The organism is Ancylobacter sp. (assembly GCF_965279025.1).
GTDB lineage: Bacteria > Pseudomonadota > Alphaproteobacteria > Rhizobiales > Xanthobacteraceae > Ancylobacter.
In genome coordinates, this window is record NZ_OZ257132.1 from 4,247,069 (window position 1) to 4,263,533 (window position 16,465).

The 16,465-nt window shown below is 68.7% G+C and carries 20 protein-coding genes; 8 read left to right on the forward strand and 12 right to left on the reverse strand.

Translation table 11 applies throughout. The annotated features are described in order from the left end of the window. Positions 1 to 134 precede the first annotated feature (134 nt). The gene (locus tag ACQY76_RS19815; RefSeq protein ID WP_428030403.1) at positions 135 to 329 is read left to right on the forward strand and encodes a hypothetical protein; all 195 of its coding nucleotides are present in this window, start codon (positions 135 to 137) and stop codon (positions 327 to 329) included. 434 nt (positions 330 to 763) lie between these two features. Here the strand turns inward: ACQY76_RS19815 and thrS are convergent, their stop codons facing one another. Together thrS and yidD are read right to left on the reverse strand one after the other, a co-directional pair. Then, positions 764 to 2,725: a threonine--tRNA ligase gene (thrS, locus tag ACQY76_RS19820; RefSeq protein ID WP_428030404.1), complete on the reverse strand. Its 1,962-nt coding sequence runs from the start codon at positions 2,723 to 2,725 to the stop codon at positions 764 to 766. Between the two features lie 51 nt (positions 2,726 to 2,776). Beyond that, positions 2,777 to 3,118 (reverse strand): membrane protein insertion efficiency factor YidD, encoded by a 342-nt coding sequence (yidD, locus tag ACQY76_RS19825; protein WP_428030405.1) that lies wholly within the window; start codon positions 3,116 to 3,118, stop codon positions 2,777 to 2,779. Between the two features lie 92 nt (positions 3,119 to 3,210). Between yidD and ACQY76_RS19830 the strand changes: the two genes are divergently transcribed. Continuing rightward, positions 3,211 to 3,681 carry a hypothetical protein gene (locus ACQY76_RS19830; protein ID WP_428030406.1) on the forward strand — a complete coding sequence of 157 codons (471 nt, stop codon included), beginning with the start codon at positions 3,211 to 3,213 and terminating at the stop codon, positions 3,679 to 3,681. A 118-nt stretch (positions 3,682 to 3,799) separates the two neighbouring features. Here ACQY76_RS19830 and ACQY76_RS19835 read toward each other — a convergent pair whose 3' ends face one another. Then, positions 3,800 to 4,246 (reverse strand): iron-sulfur cluster assembly scaffold protein, encoded by a 447-nt coding sequence (locus ACQY76_RS19835; protein WP_428030407.1) that lies wholly within the window; start codon positions 4,244 to 4,246, stop codon positions 3,800 to 3,802. A 254-nt stretch (positions 4,247 to 4,500) separates the two neighbouring features. Between ACQY76_RS19835 and folE the strand changes: the two genes are divergently transcribed. Together folE and hisI are read left to right on the forward strand one after the other, a co-directional pair. After that, positions 4,501 to 5,139 carry a GTP cyclohydrolase I FolE gene (gene folE, locus ACQY76_RS19840; protein ID WP_428030408.1) on the forward strand — a complete coding sequence of 213 codons (639 nt, stop codon included), beginning with the start codon at positions 4,501 to 4,503 and terminating at the stop codon, positions 5,137 to 5,139. A gap of 25 nt (positions 5,140 to 5,164) precedes the next feature. Beyond that, positions 5,165 to 5,665: a phosphoribosyl-AMP cyclohydrolase gene (gene hisI / locus ACQY76_RS19845; protein WP_428030409.1), complete on the forward strand. Its 501-nt coding sequence runs from the start codon at positions 5,165 to 5,167 to the stop codon at positions 5,663 to 5,665. A gap of 158 nt (positions 5,666 to 5,823) precedes the next feature. Here the strand turns inward: hisI and ACQY76_RS19850 are convergent, their stop codons facing one another. After that, positions 5,824 to 6,255, reverse strand: coding sequence for a CBS domain-containing protein (locus ACQY76_RS19850; RefSeq protein ID WP_428030410.1), 432 nt, complete (start codon positions 6,253 to 6,255; stop codon positions 5,824 to 5,826). Positions 6,256 to 6,403: 148 nt separating this feature from the next. Further along, the gene (locus tag ACQY76_RS19855) at positions 6,404 to 7,177 is read right to left on the reverse strand and encodes a rhomboid family intramembrane serine protease (protein WP_428030411.1); all 774 of its coding nucleotides are present in this window, start codon (positions 7,175 to 7,177) and stop codon (positions 6,404 to 6,406) included. Between the two features lie 251 nt (positions 7,178 to 7,428). On the opposite strand from ACQY76_RS19855, the gene ACQY76_RS19860 reads away from it, so the two are divergent. Beyond that, entirely contained in the window at positions 7,429 to 8,085 is a 657-nt protein-coding gene (locus ACQY76_RS19860; protein WP_428030412.1) for a transglutaminase-like cysteine peptidase, read from the forward strand. 97 nt (positions 8,086 to 8,182) lie between these two features. Here the strand turns inward: ACQY76_RS19860 and ACQY76_RS19865 are convergent, their stop codons facing one another. From ACQY76_RS19865 to ACQY76_RS19890, 6 genes are all read right to left on the reverse strand, one after another. Next, complete coding sequence (locus ACQY76_RS19865) at positions 8,183 to 8,713, reverse strand: gamma carbonic anhydrase family protein (protein WP_428030413.1); 531 nt, start codon at positions 8,711 to 8,713, stop codon at positions 8,183 to 8,185. A 5-nt stretch (positions 8,714 to 8,718) separates the two neighbouring features. Further along, the gene (locus ACQY76_RS19870; RefSeq protein ID WP_018391302.1) at positions 8,719 to 8,931 is read right to left on the reverse strand and encodes a DUF3126 family protein; all 213 of its coding nucleotides are present in this window, start codon (positions 8,929 to 8,931) and stop codon (positions 8,719 to 8,721) included. A 99-nt stretch (positions 8,932 to 9,030) separates the two neighbouring features. After that, positions 9,031 to 9,891, reverse strand: a complete 861-nt coding sequence (gene cysE, locus ACQY76_RS19875; protein ID WP_428030414.1) for a serine O-acetyltransferase — start codon at positions 9,889 to 9,891, stop codon at positions 9,031 to 9,033. Between the two features lie 278 nt (positions 9,892 to 10,169). Continuing rightward, positions 10,170 to 10,922, reverse strand: coding sequence for an alpha/beta fold hydrolase (locus tag ACQY76_RS19880; RefSeq protein WP_428030415.1), 753 nt, complete (start codon positions 10,920 to 10,922; stop codon positions 10,170 to 10,172). Between the two features lie 68 nt (positions 10,923 to 10,990). Then, complete coding sequence (locus ACQY76_RS19885) at positions 10,991 to 11,359, reverse strand: DUF4087 domain-containing protein (protein WP_428030416.1); 369 nt, start codon at positions 11,357 to 11,359, stop codon at positions 10,991 to 10,993. A gap of 15 nt (positions 11,360 to 11,374) precedes the next feature. Beyond that, positions 11,375 to 12,400 (reverse strand): hypothetical protein, encoded by a 1,026-nt coding sequence (locus ACQY76_RS19890; protein WP_428030417.1) that lies wholly within the window; start codon positions 12,398 to 12,400, stop codon positions 11,375 to 11,377. Positions 12,401 to 12,502: 102 nt separating this feature from the next. Between ACQY76_RS19890 and ACQY76_RS19895 the strand changes: the two genes are divergently transcribed. The 3 genes from ACQY76_RS19895 to ACQY76_RS19905 all read left to right on the forward strand — a co-directional run bounded on the left by ACQY76_RS19895 (position 12,503) and on the right by ACQY76_RS19905 (position 14,997). Further along, on the forward strand, positions 12,503 to 12,751 hold the full coding sequence (locus ACQY76_RS19895) for a zinc-finger domain-containing protein (protein ID WP_428030418.1): 249 nt from the start codon (positions 12,503 to 12,505) through the stop codon (positions 12,749 to 12,751). Between the two features lie 9 nt (positions 12,752 to 12,760). Then, positions 12,761 to 13,939, forward strand: coding sequence for an FAD-dependent monooxygenase (locus tag ACQY76_RS19900; RefSeq protein WP_428030419.1), 1,179 nt, complete (start codon positions 12,761 to 12,763; stop codon positions 13,937 to 13,939). A 107-nt stretch (positions 13,940 to 14,046) separates the two neighbouring features. Beyond that, entirely contained in the window at positions 14,047 to 14,997 is a 951-nt protein-coding gene (locus ACQY76_RS19905; RefSeq protein ID WP_428030420.1) for a DMT family transporter, read from the forward strand. 350 nt (positions 14,998 to 15,347) lie between these two features. On the opposite strand, the gene ACQY76_RS19910 is transcribed toward ACQY76_RS19905, so the two are convergent. Continuing rightward, positions 15,348 to 16,376 carry an LLM class flavin-dependent oxidoreductase gene (locus tag ACQY76_RS19910; protein WP_428030421.1) on the reverse strand — a complete coding sequence of 343 codons (1,029 nt, stop codon included), beginning with the start codon at positions 16,374 to 16,376 and terminating at the stop codon, positions 15,348 to 15,350. Positions 16,377 to 16,465 lie beyond the last annotated feature (89 nt).

Here is a 16,465-nt window from a genome sequence, read left to right on the forward strand (position 1 = left end):
GGCGCCCTACATAGGTGGCATGGGAGGCGCGACGTTCAGTGATGCAGACATTCCGAGCGGTGCTTCTCGCGGCGGCAACGGTCCTCTCCGCCGGCGTCGCCCTGGCCCAGGTCACAACGAGGCCGAGTCCCTACATGCCGCAGCGACCTAATTCGGTTCGACCCAACAGCCAGAACCTCATGCAGGGCCCGTCCTACTGGACGCCCCAGCAGCGCCGGCTCAACGTGCCGGGCGCCACCACCAATCCCAGCCAGCGCCGCGAGACCGCGCCCTACCCGCCACCGCCTCTCCCGCCCCCGGTCCGGCCGGCCGAGACGCCGGAGGAATGAGGGACGCCGGGCCCGTTCGTGCCCCGTCAGCCTGAGGTGCGGCGAGAAACCGGCGGCCTCAAAGCACGTAGGCCCCGGCGGCAACCTTATGCGTCCTTCGAGGCCCGGCTGCGCCGGGCACCTCAGGATGAGGTTGCTTCAGAGTATCTCTGGGAGCGCGGCAATCCGCCCTTCGCGCCGTCATTCCCGGGCCCGGCTCGGGATGCATCTTAGCCTCATCCTTGCCTGCATGGCCCGACCAAGCCCGCGGCCTTCCCGCTGCCCCCGTCATGCTGAGGCGCCGGCCTAAGGCCGGCCTCGAAGCACGCAGGCCCGACAGAGGCCGTCGGCGTCCGTCAAGGCCCAACTGCGCGGGGCAGCTCAGGATGATGTTCCCTCCGCTGGGGCGTCGGGAGCGGTCATCCCCCGCTCCCGACGCCCCTGCCTGACGCGCCTCAATCGCGCAGCGTGTCCGGCGGGCTGGCTTCCGCCACCAGCGACGCCAGCGCCTCGTCCAGCGTCAGCGCGGTCTGGTTGGGCGAGCCGAGGCGGCGGATCGAGACGGTGCGCTCCGCCGCTTCCTTGCGCCCGACGACGATCAGCGCCGGCACCTTGGCCAGCGAGTGCTCGCGCACCTTGTAGTTGATCTTCTCGTTGCGGATATCGAGTTCCACCCGCAGGCCGCGCTTCTTCGCCAGCGCGACGATCTCCTGCGCGTAGTCGTCGCCCTCGGAGGTGATGGTCGCCACCACCGCCTGCACCGGCGCCAGCCAGAGCGGGAAGTGACCGGCATGGTGCTCGATCAATATGCCGGTGAAGCGCTCCATCGAGCCGCAAATGGCGCGGTGGATCATGACCGGCGTCTTCTTGGTGCCGTCGGCGTCGACATAGAAGGCGCCGAAGCGCTCCGGCAGGTTGAAGTCGACCTGCGTGGTGCCGCACTGCCATTCGCGGCCGATCGCGTCGCGCAGCGTGTACTCGAATTTCGGGCCGTAGAAGGCGCCCTCGCCCGGCAGGATGCCGGTCTTGATCTTGCCGCCGGATTCCGCCTCGATCTGGATCAGCACCCGGCCCATCACTTCCTCGGCGTGGTCCCACACGGCGTCGGAGCCGACGCGCTTATCCGGCCGGGTGGAGAGCTTGACCACGATCTCCTCGAAGCCGAAATCGGCATAGGTGGAGAGGATCAGCTCGTTGATCTTCAGGCACTCCGCCGCCATCTGCTCCTCGGTGCAGAAGATGTGGGCGTCGTCCTGGGTAAAGCCGCGCACCCGCATCAGGCCGTGCAGCGCGCCCGAGGGCTCGTAGCGATGCACATTGCCGAACTCGGCGAGGCGCATGGGCAGGTCGCGATAGCTCTTCAGCCCGTGCTTGAAGATCTGCACATGGCCGGGGCAGTTCATCGGCTTCAGGGCATAGACGCGGTCATTGTCCTCGGTGTCGCCGGCCGGCTGCACCTTGAACATGTTCTCCTTGTACCAGCCCCAATGGCCGGAGGTTTCCCACAGCCCCTTGTCGAGCACCTGCGGGGCGTTCACCTCGGCATAGTCGGCCGCCAGCCGCCGGCGCATATAGGAGACGAGGTTCTGGAACAGGTTCCAGCCCTTGGGGTGCCAGAACACGACGCCCGGCCCCTCCTCCTGGAAGTGGAACAGGTCCATCTCCCGGCCCAGCCGGCGATGGTCGCGCTTCTCGGCCTCCTCAAGCTGGAAGAGATAGGCGTCGAGCTCCTCGCGGGTGCGCCACGCCGTGCCATAGATGCGGGTCAGCATCGGGTTGTTGCTGTCGCCGCGCCAATAGGCTCCGGCCACCTTCATCAGCTTGAAGGCATCGCCCACCTTGCCGACGCTCGGCATGTGCGGGCCGCGGCACAGGTCGAACCACGTGCCCTGGCGGTAGATCTTCAGCGACTGGTCGGCGGGAATGGCGTCCACCAGCTCGACCTTGAACGCCTCGCCCTTCTCCCGGAAGACGCGCTTGGTCTCCTCGCGCTCCCACACCTCCTTGGTGAAGGGCGCGTCGCGGGCGATGATCTCGCGCATCTTCTTCTCGATGGCGGCGAAATCGTCGGGGGTGAAGGGCTCGTTGCGGAAGAAGTCGTAATAGAAGCCGTTCTCGATCACCGGGCCGATGGTCACCTGCGTGCCCGGCCACAGCGCCTGCACGGCCTCCGCCAGCACGTGGGCGGCATCGTGACGGATCAGTTCCAGCGCCTCCGGGCTTTCCCGGGTGACGAGCTCGAACTTGGCATCGGCGGAGATGGGGTCGGAAAGATCGCTCAGCACGCCGTCGAGCTTCATGGCCAGCGACTTCTTGGCGAGCGACTTGGCGATGGAGGCGGCGACCTCGGTGCCGGTGGTGCCGGAGGTATAGGCTCGGACGGCGCCATCGGGGAAGGTGAGATTGATCTCGGACATGTCGTTTTCTCCTGCCCACTCCTGCGAACCACGCAGGTAGGCTCATTGTGGTCACGTGTCGCGCGCGCCCTCCGCCTTGGGGGCCCGCGCATAGCGCCACGGCATATACCACGCGGCTTTTGGCGGCAATTCGGCCGGCACCGGCTCTAATCCCGATCCGCCCCAGGGGTGGCAGCGGCAAACGCGCCCGGCCGCCATCCAGCCGCCGGCCCAGGCGCCGTGCGTCTCGATCGCCTCTTCGGCGAATTCCGAGCAGGTGGGGAGATAGCGGCACTGCCGGCCCATGAAGGCGGAGAAGGTATAGCGATAGAACAGGATAGGCACCCGCAGCATCAGCCGGGGCAGCCGTGCCACCAGGGCGGCGAGGCTGGTCCGGTGCCGCGTCCCGCTCATTGCCCGCCCCTAACCGGGAACCGGTGGGACTCGGCCGCGTTGCCCCCATGGAGGGCCGGCACGGATGCCGGTCTCCACCCGGGGAAAGCGCGATGACGGCAATCAGGTTCTGGACGATGGCGGCACTGGCCGGTGGCCTTCTCGCGGCAAGCCCCGCGCTCTCTCAGGAAACGCCCGCCAAGAAGCCGGCCGCCCAGGCGGCGCCGGCTCAGGAACCGCCGGCCGCCGGCCACGTCCCGCCCGGCCCGGCGGGCGGCACCCAGCCCGAGCCTTCCGCCGCTACCTCGCCCGAGGTCGACCCGGACATGCAGCGCGTCGCCGCCTGCAAGGCCGATGCGCTGGCCAAGCTCAAGAAGGCGTCGCCCTCCATCGAGGACATTTATATCGACGTCGACGGGCTCACCATCGCGCAGGCCGAGAGCAAGCTCGGCGACACGGCGGTGAAGGGCATCATCATGGGCGAGGCCTATATCCAACGCGACCGCTCCGACACGGCGAACCGATTCCTCTGCCTGACCGGCGCCAAGGACGAAGTGCTGTTCACCTTCTTCACCGAGCGCTGAGCCTTTCACCGCCCCGTCATCCCGGACGGCCGCAGGCCGAGCCGGGATCGTGAACCGGACGGAGAGCGATCCCGGCTCTCCGCTTCGCTTCGGCCGCGATAACGGCTGGCGAAAGCCCCTACTCCGCCGCATGCGCCTTGCGCGCCTCGATCTGACTGAGCGCATCGACGACGGCGTCGAAGGTCAGCAGGGTCGAGGCGTGGCGCGCCTTGTAGTCGCGCACCGGCTCAAGCACGGCGAGTTCGGCCCAGCGGCCTTCGGGCGGCGGGCCGTTCTCCTTCAGCATGCGGCGCATTGCCTCGCGCACCGCGCGCAGTTCGGCCGGCGTCGACCCGACCACAAGCGCGCCCATCACCGAGGACGACGCCTGCCCGAGCGCGCAGGCACGCACCTCATGGGCAAAATCCGCTACCACGCCGTCTCTCAGCGCCAGATCGATCGTCACGGTAGAACCGCAAAGCCTGGAATGCGCCGTTGCCGAGGCATCGGGCGCGGCCAGGCGGCCGAGCCGCGGTATATCGGCGGCAAGTTCAAGGATGCGGCGGTTATAGACATCGTTCAGCATGCCAGATTGTCCGTCCGTCGGAGGCGTTCATCCACGCAAAGGTCGCCATCGCCCGCATTGCAGCCCGCCCGCACTGGCTTATATAGGTGCGGTGGCCGCCCAGCGGAAGCCAGCCGGAACCTCCCTTCCGGTGCGCACGCGCAGCGGTTAGTGTCGGAATGCGTGCTGATCCGTGGCGGGTGGCAGCGCGTATGACGAGAGGGAACGGTGACACGTCGGCGCCGTTGATCCTGCGCCGTCGAACGGAGTTCGTCATGGATGCCGTGCTTAAATCACTGATGCGCAGCGCCCAGAGTGAGATGGAGGCGTCCGCCGCACGCCGCCCCTCCCGGGAAGAGGCGGAAGCCGCCGTCCGCACGCTCATCGCGTGGGCGGGCGACGACCCGGAGCGCGAAGGCCTGCTCGATACGCCGAAGCGTGTCGCGCGCGCCTATGAGGAGCTGTACAGCGGCTACCGCGCCGGGCCGGAGGCCATTCTCGACCGCACCTTCGGCGAGATCGGCAATTTCGACGACATGGTGATGGTGCGCGACATCGAGTTCCACTCGCATTGCGAACACCACATGGTGCCCTTCGTCGGAAAGGCGCATATCGCCTATTTCCCGGTGGAGCGCGTGGTCGGCCTGTCCAAGATCGCCCGCATCGTCGACATCTACGCCCGGCGCCTGCAGACGCAGGAGCACCTCACCTCGCAAATCATCACCGCGATGGACGAGATCCTGAAGCCGCGCGGCGTCGCCGTGATGATCGAGGCCGAGCATATGTGCATGGCCATGCGCGGCGTGCGTAAGCATGGTGCCTCCACCGTCACCTCCCAGTTCACCGGCGTGTTTCGCGACGACCCGCAGGAGCAGGTTCGCTTCATGAGCCTGCTGCGCGGCATGCGTCCGTGAGCGCCCCGCGCCTCGGCAGGCTCTCGTGACCGATATCGCGTTCGCCCCCCGGGGCACCAAGGCGGAGATTGAGGAGGGGGATCGCCTCTCCCCGAAATTCGACGCCGACGGGCTGGTCACCGCCGTGACCGTCGATGCCGATGATGGCACCGTCCTCATGGTCGCGCATATGGACGCCCAGGCGCTCGCGCTGACCATCGAGACCGGCGTCGCCCATTATTACAGCCGCTCGCGTGGCAAGCTGTGGAAGAAGGGCGAGGAGAGCGGCCACTTCCAGACGCTGGTCGAGCTGCGCGTCGACTGCGACCAGGACGCGGTGGTGCTGCGCGTGCGCATGCCGGCCCTCGGCCCCGGCGTCCCCGGCGCCGCCTGCCACACCGGTCACCGCTCTTGTTTCTTCCGCTCCGTGCCGCTCGGCAGCGCGCCGTCGCCGGAGACGACGCTCGCGGTCAACGATGCCGGCAAGCTCTTCGACCCCGCCGCCGTCTACGGCACGGCAGAGAAGACCGATACCCCGCGATTCTAGCGCCGGCGTTTCAGCGTCACCTTTCCGCCGTCCTCCCGGCCGGACGCGGCGCCGTGGAGCCGGTCTCGCCTCCAGCCTGCGCGCGATCCCGGATCGGCCTGCGGCCGTCCGGGATGACGGACCTTCGCCTTCACGCCGTCATGGCCGGGCGCGCCGGCTCACGCCGTCATGATGTATTCGCGCATGGCGTGGCTCTCGCGCTCCATCTCCGCCAGGCGGTGCTTCACCACGTCGCCGATGGAGATGATGCCGACCAGCCGGCCGCCCTGCACGACGGGCAGATGGCGGAAGCGCCCCGCCGTCATGTGCTCCATGATCTGCTGCACGGTCTCGTGGCCCTCGCAGGTCACCACCCGCGAAGTCATCACCGAGGCGACCGAATCGTCGAACCGGCTCGGGCCGTCTAGCCCGACCACGCGCACGACGTCACGCTCCGAAAGTATGCCGACCACGCGGCGCTCTTCGTCCGTCACCACCACCGCGCCGATGCGCCGGGCGGCCAGAAGCTCCGTCGCCTCGCGCAGCGTCGCCTCGGGGGCGATCGTCTGAACGTCGAAGCCCTTTTCATCGAGAATCGTTCGAACCGTCATGCAAGCCTCCTTCCCGGAACTGAGGGACGGCCGGAACGCGCTGTGTCCGTCGCCCGCTCATTCGGCTTCTTCCCGTCGAAACGGGCGAGCCATCCGGGGGATGATCCGCTTTAACGCAGCGGCAGGCAAGGGGCAGGCGGCGGGCGGCTCAGTGCCGGGTGGGGGTGGAGTAGTAATCGCCGTCCGGGCGGCCGCGCACCGGATCGAACAGCGGGAAGGCCAGAAGGCCGACGAGGAAGCCGCCGACATGCGCCTGCCAGGCCACGCTGCCGTCGACCAGGCCGAGCGGCGCGCCGAGGCCGATGGCCAGGTTGATGACGAACCATACCGCCACGAAGCCGATCACCCGCCGGTCGCGCATCACCACCAGGAGCGGCGGCGCGGGGAAGTGGACGGCGTTCTCCATCATGCCGGGCCGCCAGGCGCCGCGTCCCTCATGGGCGAACATGAAGCGCAGCGCACCCGCCATGCAGCCCGACACCGCCGCCGAGGCGCCGATCATCGGCACAAGTTCGCCCTCATGGGTAATGAGGTGAAGCCCCGCCCCCGCCGCCGCCGTCACGGCAAAGAACAGCAGGAAGCGCATCGTCCCGAAGCGGCGCGCCACAGGCGTGCCAAAAGCCAGCATCCACAGAAGGTTGATGCCGACATGGGTCCAGCCGCCATGCAGGAAGGCATAGGTGACGAAGGTCCACGCATCCGCCGCCAAGCCGCCGGGCAGCACACCCTCGGCCAGCACGGAAGGATCGAAGCGCGCGGGAATGAAGGCGAAGAGCGCGAGGATCTCGATGCCCGTCTCCACATCCACCCAGTCGCGCACCAGCTGGATAAGCAGCATCAACGCCGCGAGCGCGGTAATCACCGGCGGCACGTTGAGGATCGGTTCGCGTCTGTGGGCGGCGAGGCGGGGCGGTTCGAGCACCTCGATCACATAGGCCGCCCGGCGCGCGGCGGCAAGGCATCTCGGCGTGAACGCTTCCGTGGCTGGAGCCGAAACCTGTTGCTGCCGGCTTAAACAGCGTGATGAACAGTTTGCCTATTGGCTTGGTTAACATCAATAAAAAGACATATTAACATTCCCTGTCCAGCGTTGTTACGAATCCTCGACATCGCTTAGACGCGTATAAAAACCTGTCCGCTAAGCTCTCATCAGTGACAGGGATGAGGTGCGCGATGAAAAAGAGGCTCGAATGGGCCCTTCTCGCGGCGGGAAAGGCGGTTCTTGCGGCAGCCGCTGCGGCGGTGCTGACGCATGCCGCGCCCGCCCAGGCGGAAAGGACGATGGCCATGCTGTCGAACTTTGCTGCCAACATGGCCGCCGGCGCGCAGACCAGCGTGCCGATGGGCTATTTCCAGTTCTGCGCGCAAAATCCGGCCGAGTGCGGCACGCGCGGCGGCAATGGCGGCAAGGTTGTGCTCACCGAGGCCAATTTCGCCCAGTTGCGGCAGGTGAATGACGGGATCAACGCCCGCATCGAGCCGATGACCGACCTCGACCATTATGGCGAGATCGAGCGCTGGACCTATCCTGATGACGGCTATGGCGATTGCGAGGACTATGTGCTGCTCAAGCGCCGCACGCTTGTCGGGCTCGGCTGGCCGGCGGACACGCTGCTCGTCACCGTGGTGCGCGACCGCAAGGGCGACGGCCATGCCGTCCTCACCGTCGTCACCGACCGCGGCGACCTCGTCCTCGACAACCAGGAAGCCGCCATCGTGCTCTGGCACGAGACCGGCTATCGCTTCGTCAAGCGCCAGGCGCAGGACGACAATGACGCCTGGGTCTCGCTCGGCGACGTGCTCGCCCCGCTGTCGGTCGGCCGTAACTAGGCGCGGCCGACAGCCGGGCACCTCAGGATGACGTCGATCCGGGAGACCGGATTGCAGATAGACTCAGAGTTCCTGCGGATGAGCCCGTGCGCCCCGCTCAGTCGATCCGGCGGAGCCCCTCGGCGAAGCGCCGCCAGTTGCGCACATAGTGCGCGGCGGTGCCGTGGATGCGCTTTTCCATCGCTTCGTCGAGGGTACGGATCACCTTGCCCGGCGCGCCGACGATCAGGCAGTTGTCGGGATATTCCTTGCCCTCGGTCACCAGCGCGCCGGCGCCGACAAGGCAGTTGCGGCCGATCTTCGCACCGTTGAGGATGGTCGCGCCCATGCCGATCAGGCTGTTGGCGCCGATCGTGCAGCCATGCAGCATCGCCTTGTGGCCGATGGTGCAGTCGTCACCGATCGTCATGGGGAAACCGGGGTCCGTGTGCAGCACGCACAGTTCCTGGATATTCACCCGGGCGCCGAGCGTGATGCGCTCATTGTCGCCGCGAAGGACCGAGCCGAACCACACGCTCGCCTCGTCGCCCACCAGCACATTGCCGATAATCTCGGCGGTGGGGGCGATCCAGCAGCGCCCCAGCGCCGGCAGGTCCGGCGCCACCCCGTCAAGCGCGTAGACGGGCATCGCCCTCAGTCCTCGAGATCGGTGTCGAGGATGGCCATCTGGAAGTTGTAGGAGAGTTCGCCGTCTTCCTTGTCCTCGAACAGGACGCCGATGAATTCGTCGCCGAGATAGACCTCGGCCGAATCCTTCTTCTTCGGACGCGCGACGACGCGCAGCTGCGTGTTGGTGAACAGGCGCCGCATGTAGGTCTGGACGCGCTCGAGGTCCTTCTTTTCCAAGTCCGTGCTCCCAAGAGGGTTGATCGGGCGGCAGGCTTGCCACGGCGCGCCGGCCGGCGCAACCGGCGCCGGCACAATCGGCTGTTCACACAACAGGGCTCAGATCGCCTCGCCGAGGAAGGAGGGCATGTCGGAGAACTGGTCGAACATCTGGTCCATGCTGCGCGAGGGCTCGGCGCAGCCCGCCTCTCCCACCACCTTGGCCGGCACCCCGGCCACCGTCGTGCGGGCCGGCACCGGCTTCAGCACCACCGAGCCGGCGGCGACGCGCGCGCAATGGCCCACTTCGATATTGCCCAGCACCTTGGCGCCGGCGCCCAGCAGCACGCCGTGGCGGATCTTCGGGTGGCGGTCGCCATGCTCCTTGCCGGTGCCGCCCAGCGTCACGCCCTGCAGCACCGAGACATTGTCCTCGATGACCGCCGTCTCGCCCACCACGATGCCGGTGGCATGGTCGAAGAAGATGCCCCGCCCGAACGGCGCGGCCGGGTTGATGTCGACCTGGTTCACCGCCGAGGAGCGGCTCTGCAGGTAGAGCGCGAAATCGGTGCGGCCGTTCTTCCACAGCCAATGCGCCAGACGGTGCGTCTGGATGGCATGGAAGCCCTTGTAATAGAGCAGCGGCTGGATCGCCCGGTCGGTCGCCGGGTCGCGGTCGAGCACAGCGACGATATCGGCGCGGATGGCGACCCCGATGTCGGGATCATCCGTCACCGCCTCCTCGAAGGCCTGCCGGATGATGTCCGCCGGCACGTCGCCATGGTCGAGCCGCTGGGCGATGCGGTGCGCCACCGCCCGCTCCAGCGAGGTGTGGTAGAGCACGGTGGAGAACACGAAGCTGGCGAGCGCCGGCTCGCGCTGGGTGATCGCCTCCGCCTCGGCGCGCACCCGCGCCCAGACCGGATCGACCTTGTCGAGGAGACGCGGCGCCTCGACGCGCTTGAGAGAGTTCACAGCCATTTTTATATCCTCGCCGTTCGCCCTTGGGCGCCGGCCAGATGTCCCGAGTTGCCGGGAGCCTAGCACAGGCACCCGCGCCGGCCTACGCCGTCGCCATTGCACAAATGCACGATCGACGCCCCGGCCGAACCGGGCCCGCCACCGTGAATCAAAACATGAGGCGCGCCTGAATCACTGTGGCAACAACGCCCGCCAAGCGATTCCGACGATTCAGCTTTCCGGCCCTCTTGAATCAAAATGCAAGCTCGCCCACCCCTCACTGCGGCACCGCCCTCCCCTCAGCGCGGTTCAGCGAGGAAGGCCAGCACGGCCTCCTTGAACACCCTGTCGCCCACCGCCCGCATATGGTCGCGGTCGGGGATATCCACCGCCCGCGCGCCGGGGATCAGCGCCGCCAGCGGGCCGGCCGCGCCTGCCACCTCGTCGCGCGTGCCGACGGCAATGAGCGTCGGCACGGCGATGCGCGCCACCTCCTCGCGGCTCAGCGTGCGGCGCGAGCCGATGATGCAGGCCGCCAGCGCCTCGCGGTCGCTGTTGGTCTGGTCGGCAAAGGCGCGGAACATCCGCCCCATCGGGTCGGTCACCTCGTCGAGGCTGGGGGCGCGCAGGGCGTCGGCGATGGTGATCGGCAGGCCGGCGCCGGCGATCAGATGGATGCCGATGCCACCGAGAACAAGCGTGCGCAGCCGCTCCGGCGCGGTCAGCGCCACGCAGGCGCTGATGCGCCCGCCCATGGAATAGCCCATCAGGTCGACACGGCCGAGATCGAGATGGTCGATGAGCCCGATCACGTCGCGGGCCATCAGCCACGGATCGTAGAGTTCGGGCTGGTAGAGCTTTGCGGAGGCGCCATGGCCACGATTATCGAGCGCGATCACCCGCCGCCCGGCGCCGGTCAGCGTCGAGACCCAGCCGGGCCCGACCCAGTTGATCTCCTTGGTCGAGCCGAAGCCGTGAACGAGCACGATCGGCTCTCCCTCCCCCTCGTCGAGATAGGCGAACTCGATTCCGTCATGGCGATATGTCGGCATAAGGCGCTCCGTTCAAGGGACCGGCACGCTAATCACGCGCGCCGCCGCTGCCAAGCCGCGCCCGGGTCTCAGCCCGGCTTCTTCAGCGCCTTGTCATTGCGGCAGCGCGAGAGCGGCAGGATGTTGCCGGAATAGATGCGGGTGATGTTCTTCTCGGCCGTGTCGGTGTCGACGCTGAGACACGCGCAGCCATAGCCATAGCCGTTCGGCTGCAGCTTCACATATTGCTTGGCGTCGAAATCGGGGGCGTTGTCGAAGCCTTCCGCCTCCAGGCCGCCCTGCGAGCGCATCCACCAGTCGCCGTCGCGGTCGGAGAGATACCAGTTGCCCGGCGTCGGGTTCACATACCAGCCGCAGCGATTTTCCGCCGCACCGGCCGGCAGGGCGGTGAGCGTGAGCCCGGCAAGGGAGAGAAGCGTCAGCAGAAAACGGCGCATCCCAGCCCCCATCCCTCACGCCGGCAGAAATCGCGGCCGGCGGCGCTTTTTCTTCCACATCGGACGCAGCATTGCCACCACCATGGCATTGAACGAGGCGATGAGGCCGAACACGTTCAGCACTGCGGCGATGATCCAGTAGGAGAGCTTGGCCAGCGCCTCGGTGAGGAACAGCGCGCCGCGGCCCAGCGTCTTCACCACCGCCAGTGTCTTGCCGCCCTTGGCCTGCGCCAGCACCCGCAGCCGCGCCGCCCCCGCCGCATCATCGACATGGCGCAGCCCGGCGAAGGTGGCGCGGGTGCCCGCCTTGCTACCGGCCGTTCCGAGATCGCCCACCAGCGAGGTGAGCTGCGCCCGCGCGCCGCCACGCAGCGCCGCCGCGATATTGCCGGCAAAGCGCCCGCCCACCACGCCGGCCCGCCGCGCGCCCTTCAGCACCGAAAGGCCCGCCCGCAATGTCAGCGGCGCCCCGAAGGCGGCATAGGTGGCGCCGGTGGCGACGATGCCGATGCCGGCGAGGTTCACCATGAGCTGGTCCACCGGCTCGCCGCGCGCCCAGTTCGCCGCCTCGCGGCCGAGGTCGCGCACATCGCCCCACACGGTGAGATCGCCCGCCGTGGCCCCGGCGAGGCCGGCAAGGTCCTCGCCCTGGCCGGTGAGAAAACCCTGCCCGAAGCTGCCGGCGCCCCGCGCCAAGCTCGCGCCCGGCGCATTGGCCAGCGCGACGCGGGCCCGCTGCTCGGCGGCGACCGCGACGCCGCGCGCATCGGCCAGCTCGACGAAGCTCGCCGCCAGCTCGCCGTCGTTCTCCGCCAGCGCGGCGTCGATCTCCGCCGCCGTGCGCTCGGGCGTCAGCACCCCGTCGAGCTGCAGGTCGGCGAGGCGCGCCGCGTCGTCCTGCGCGCTCACCAGCGCATAGGCCTGCCGTCCCGCCGGCACCACCCAATGGGCGGCACCCGCAAAGGCGAGGAGAAAGCCGAAGGCGGCGAAGAAGCGGTACATGGCATTGATATAGGGAGCGCGCACGCGATTGCCCCTCATGCCCCTTCATTATGGCGAAGCCATGGGTTGCCCCCTTGGACCGGGGCGCGCCAGCGGCTATGTTCGCGCCGAATTCAACACGAGCGCGGACAGGCGGACATCATGGCGGGCCACGTCGTTCCCCATTTCCACAATTCGGCCGGGGCACCGAAAATCCTCATCGCGGCGCGCGAGTTCATGTGCGTGGGCGCCCTGCCGCCTTATGACCACCCGCATGTGTTCCTCGACATGGGCTCGGATGACGAGATCGTCTGCCCCTATTGCTCCACCCTCTACAAGCTCGATTCACACCTGCACGGCACCGAATCGAACCCGCCGGGCGCCCTGCTCGAGATCCCGGCCGCCGCCTGAGCGGCCGGCATGTCCGCGCGCCACATCGCCCTTGCCGGCGCCGGCATAGGCGGGCTCACCGCCGCCCTGGCGCTGGCTAAGGCGGGCTTCGCGGTGACGCTGCTGGAGCGCGCCCCGGTGCTGGAAGAGGCGGGCGCCGGCGTGCAGCTCGCCGCCAATGCCACGCGCGTCCTCAAAACGCTGGGCGTCTATGAGCGCGTCGCTGCGAAGGCGGTGTTTCCCGATGCCTTCGCGGTGCTCGACGGGCGGCGCGGCACCAGGCTGAGCGGCGGCGCCATGGGCGCGGCCGCCGAGGCCCGTTTCGGCGGCCCGTTCCTCGTCATCCACCGCGCCGACCTGCAAGCCGCCCTGCTCGACGCCGTGCGGGAAGTGCCCGCCATCACTTTGAGGCTCGGCCACGCGCTGGAGAGCTTCGCGGCGGTGGATGGCGGCGTCGCCCTGACCGTCCGCCACGACGGCGGCGGCGACACGCTCCACGCCGACGCGCTGGTCGGCGCCGATGGGCTGCGCTCCGTGGTGCGCGGCGCCCTGCACCCGCAGGCGACACCCTCCTTCCGCCACCGCGCCGCCTGGCGCGCCACCGTGCCGGCGCACGCCCTGCCCGCCCGCCTCGCCGACCCGGTGACGCGGCTCTGGCTCGGCCCCGGCGCGCATCTCGTCACCTATCCCGTCAAGGCTGGCCGGGCGATCAACCTCGTCGCCGTCACGCCGGACGCGCGGCAGGCACATGGCTGGAGCGAGGCCGGCACGCGCGAGGAGTTGCTGGCGCATTATCGCGGCTGGTGCGCCGATGCCCGCCTTCTGCTCGAAGCGCCGGAGCGCTGGCTGCGCTGGGCGCTGTTCGATCTCGACCCGCTGCCCCGCTGGGGCGACGGCCCGGTGACGCTGCTGGGCGATGCCGCCCACGCCATGCCGCCCTTCCTCGCCCAGGGCGCGGCGCAGGCGATCGAGGATGCGGCGGTGCTGGCCGGCGAACTGGCCGGCGCCGGCGACATTCCGGCCGCGCTGCGCCGCTACGAGGCCGCGCGCCTGCCCCGCACCACCCGCGTGCAGCGCGCCGCGCGCGGCATGGACAGAATCTACCATCTCGGCGGCCCGACCCGCCTCGCCCGCGACCTCGTCATGCGCGCCCAGCCCGAAAGCGCGGTGCTGGAGCGCTATCGCTGGATCTATGACTGGCGGGCGTGACAGCGCTGCCGGCCATCGGGTTTCCTCATGGAGGCCATGAAAACATCTCGTTTTTCGATCGAACCCGCCTCCCCTAGGGTGCGCGCAACCGAGAACGGAGACGAGCGATGCCCCCCGCATCGAAAACGCATCTGGCGACGTCGGCGCCCGCCGCCGCCCCGCGCACCTTCCTGCCGCTGCCGCTGCTGGTGGGGCTGTTCTGCGTGCTGTGGTCCTCGGCCTTTGCCGCCTCGAAGATGGCGCTGGCCGATTGCCCGCCGCTGATCCTGCTATCGGTCCGCCTGCTGCTGGCAGGCTCGATCATGCTGGCCCTCGCCCCGCTTTGGGACAGCGGCGCCCGCCGGCGCGATCTGCCGCCCATCCGCCGCCGCGACATCCTCGTGCTGATCGGCATCGGCATCCTCAACAACGCGGTCTATCTCGGGCTCAACTGGACCGCGCTCACCTTCACCTCTTCCGCCTATACGGCGGTGCTCACCAGTTGCCTGCCGCTGCTGGTGGCATTGGGCGCCGGGCCGCTGCTCGGCGAGCGGATGAGCCTGCGGAAATGGGCGGGCATCGCGCTCGGCCTGCTGGGGGTCGTCATCGTGCTGCGCTCGCGCCTTGCCGGCGCGCATGAGACGCTGGCCGGCACGCTGCTCATCGGCGGCGGCGTCACCGCGCTGGCTGCCGGCACGCTGGCGTTCAAATATTTCGCGCCGCGCGGCGGGGTGTGGAGCGGCAATGCCGTGCAGTGCCTGGCGGGAGGGCTCGCGCTCATCCCCATCGCCCTCGCCACCGAGAGCACCGGCGATATCCGCCTCACCGCCCAGCTTTTCGGCGGCCTCGCCTTCCTCGTCGTCGGCGTGTCCATAGGCGGCTATGGGCTGTGGTTCTATCTGCTCACCCGCGCCTCGGCGACGGCCGCCTCCAGCCTGCACTTCCTCATGCCGCCGCTCGGCCTGTTCTTCGGCTGGCTGCTGCTTGGGGAGGTCGTGCCGCCGCTCGACATCCTCGGCATCGTGCCGATCGCCCTCGGCATCTGGCTGGTCACCCGCCCGGCAAAGCCGGCGCGATAGCCTCAACAGACGTCATCCCGGCCGAAGCGCAGCGGAGAGCCGGGATCGTCACCCAATATCGGCACACGATCCCGGATCGGCCTGCGGCCGTCCGGGATGACGCTTTTTCAGGGACGCAACATCAAGCCGCCAAGGACACCGCCTGCGGCGAGTCGATCGCGGGGTCCCGGCACGGCGCTCTGCCTTCGGCTCCGCCGGTTCGGGACACGCGCCCAAGCCCGTCAGTGCCGCCCCCCTGGCCAACGTCATGCCCGGCCTTGGGCCGGGCATCCACGCCTTCCCTCGGCGCCAACAAGACGTGACGGCCGGGCCCTGCCCGGCCGTCACGTCTTGCGGTAAGTGCGGGGAACCTACGCCGCCACGGACACCGCCTGCAGCGCCTTGATCAGCGTGTAGGAGCGCTTCTTCGCGGCAAGGTCGGGAATGGCAGTGGTGATCATCAGCTCGTCGGCCAGCGTGGCGTCGAGATGGCGCTCCAGCCCCTGCGCCACCGTGTCCGGCCCGCCCACCAGCACCTTGTCGCGGTTGCGGCGGATGAAGACGCGGTCGGCCTCGGTGTAGGGATAGGCGGCCGCCTCGTCCGGCGTCGGGATCGGGCCGTAATGGCCACGGGCGCGCCTGAGATGCGCGAGGTCGACGCTGCCGGCCAGATATTCCGCTTCCTCATCGGTCGGCGCGCACACCACGGCCAAAGCGAGGACGGCGTGCGGCGCCGCCAGCCGGTCCGAGGGCTGGAAGCCGGAACGGTAGCTCAGCATGGCGTCAAGCACGTCGTGCTGGGCGAAATGATGGGCATAGGCATAGCCCACCCCCATCTGTGCCGACAGCCGGGCGCTGTAGCCGGACGAGCCGAGCAGCCAGATCGGCGGCAGCTTCACGTCGACCGGCATCACCTGGATGTTGCGATAGGGGTGGTCCGCCGGCCACGCGCCCGTGTCCCACAGCATCAATTCCTTCAAACGGTCGAGGAAGTCGTCGCCGGGATCGACATCCTGCCGCCGCCGCAGCGCATGCGAGGTGAGTTGGTCAGTGCCGGGGGCCCGGCCGAGGCCGAGATCGACCCGGTCGGGATAGAGCGCCTCCAGCACCTTGAAACGCTCGGCCACCATCAGCGGCGCGTGGTTGGGCAGCATGACCCCGCCGGAGCCGACGCGGATGCGCTCGGTCACCGCCAGAATCTGCCCCGCCATGATGTCCGGCGCGCCGGAGGCGACGGACGCCAGATTATGATGCTCGGCCACCCAGAAGCGCGTGAAGCCGAGCCCGTCGACATGGCGTGCCAGTTCGAGGGTGCCGCGCAGGGCCTCCGGGCCGCTGCTGCCGGAGCCGACGAAGGAGAGATCGAGGACGGAGAGAGGGGTGTTTGCAAGACGGGTCATAGAGGTCAGGTAGGTATCCCCCCGGCGACTGCCAAGGAGTATCCTGAATGATACCGAACTGCCGCCGTGGGGAGGCTCCGGTCGATACG

Coding starts and splice junctions, on each gene's coding strand:
- folE (WP_428030408.1), top strand. CDS start 4,501: ATGGATGCCGTGCTTAAATCACTGATGCGCAGCGCCCAGAGTGAGATG.
- ACQY76_RS19865 (WP_428030413.1), bottom strand. CDS start 8,713: ATGCCCGTCTACGCGCTTGACGGGGTGGCGCCGGACCTGCCGGCGCTG.
- ACQY76_RS19900 (WP_428030419.1), top strand. CDS start 12,761: ATGTCCGCGCGCCACATCGCCCTTGCCGGCGCCGGCATAGGCGGGCTC.
- thrS (WP_428030404.1), bottom strand. CDS start 2,725: ATGTCCGAGATCAATCTCACCTTCCCCGATGGCGCCGTCCGAGCCTAT.
- ACQY76_RS19905 (WP_428030420.1), top strand. CDS start 14,047: ATGCCCCCCGCATCGAAAACGCATCTGGCGACGTCGGCGCCCGCCGCC.
- ACQY76_RS19860 (WP_428030412.1), top strand. CDS start 7,429: ATGAAAAAGAGGCTCGAATGGGCCCTTCTCGCGGCGGGAAAGGCGGTT.
- ACQY76_RS19910 (WP_428030421.1), bottom strand. CDS start 16,376: ATGACCCGTCTTGCAAACACCCCTCTCTCCGTCCTCGATCTCTCCTTC.
- ACQY76_RS19890 (WP_428030417.1), bottom strand. CDS start 12,400: ATGAGGGGCAATCGCGTGCGCGCTCCCTATATCAATGCCATGTACCGC.
- ACQY76_RS19850 (WP_428030410.1), bottom strand. CDS start 6,255: ATGACGGTTCGAACGATTCTCGATGAAAAGGGCTTCGACGTTCAGACG.
- ACQY76_RS19830 (WP_428030406.1), top strand. CDS start 3,211: ATGACGGCAATCAGGTTCTGGACGATGGCGGCACTGGCCGGTGGCCTT.
- ACQY76_RS19885 (WP_428030416.1), bottom strand. CDS start 11,359: ATGCGCCGTTTTCTGCTGACGCTTCTCTCCCTTGCCGGGCTCACGCTC.
- ACQY76_RS19880 (WP_428030415.1), bottom strand. CDS start 10,922: ATGCCGACATATCGCCATGACGGAATCGAGTTCGCCTATCTCGACGAG.
- ACQY76_RS19815 (WP_428030403.1), top strand. CDS start 135: ATGCCGCAGCGACCTAATTCGGTTCGACCCAACAGCCAGAACCTCATG.
- cysE (WP_428030414.1), bottom strand. CDS start 9,891: ATGGCTGTGAACTCTCTCAAGCGCGTCGAGGCGCCGCGTCTCCTCGAC.
- ACQY76_RS19895 (WP_428030418.1), top strand. CDS start 12,503: ATGGCGGGCCACGTCGTTCCCCATTTCCACAATTCGGCCGGGGCACCG.
- yidD (WP_428030405.1), bottom strand. CDS start 3,118: ATGAGCGGGACGCGGCACCGGACCAGCCTCGCCGCCCTGGTGGCACGG.
- ACQY76_RS19835 (WP_428030407.1), bottom strand. CDS start 4,246: ATGCTGAACGATGTCTATAACCGCCGCATCCTTGAACTTGCCGCCGAT.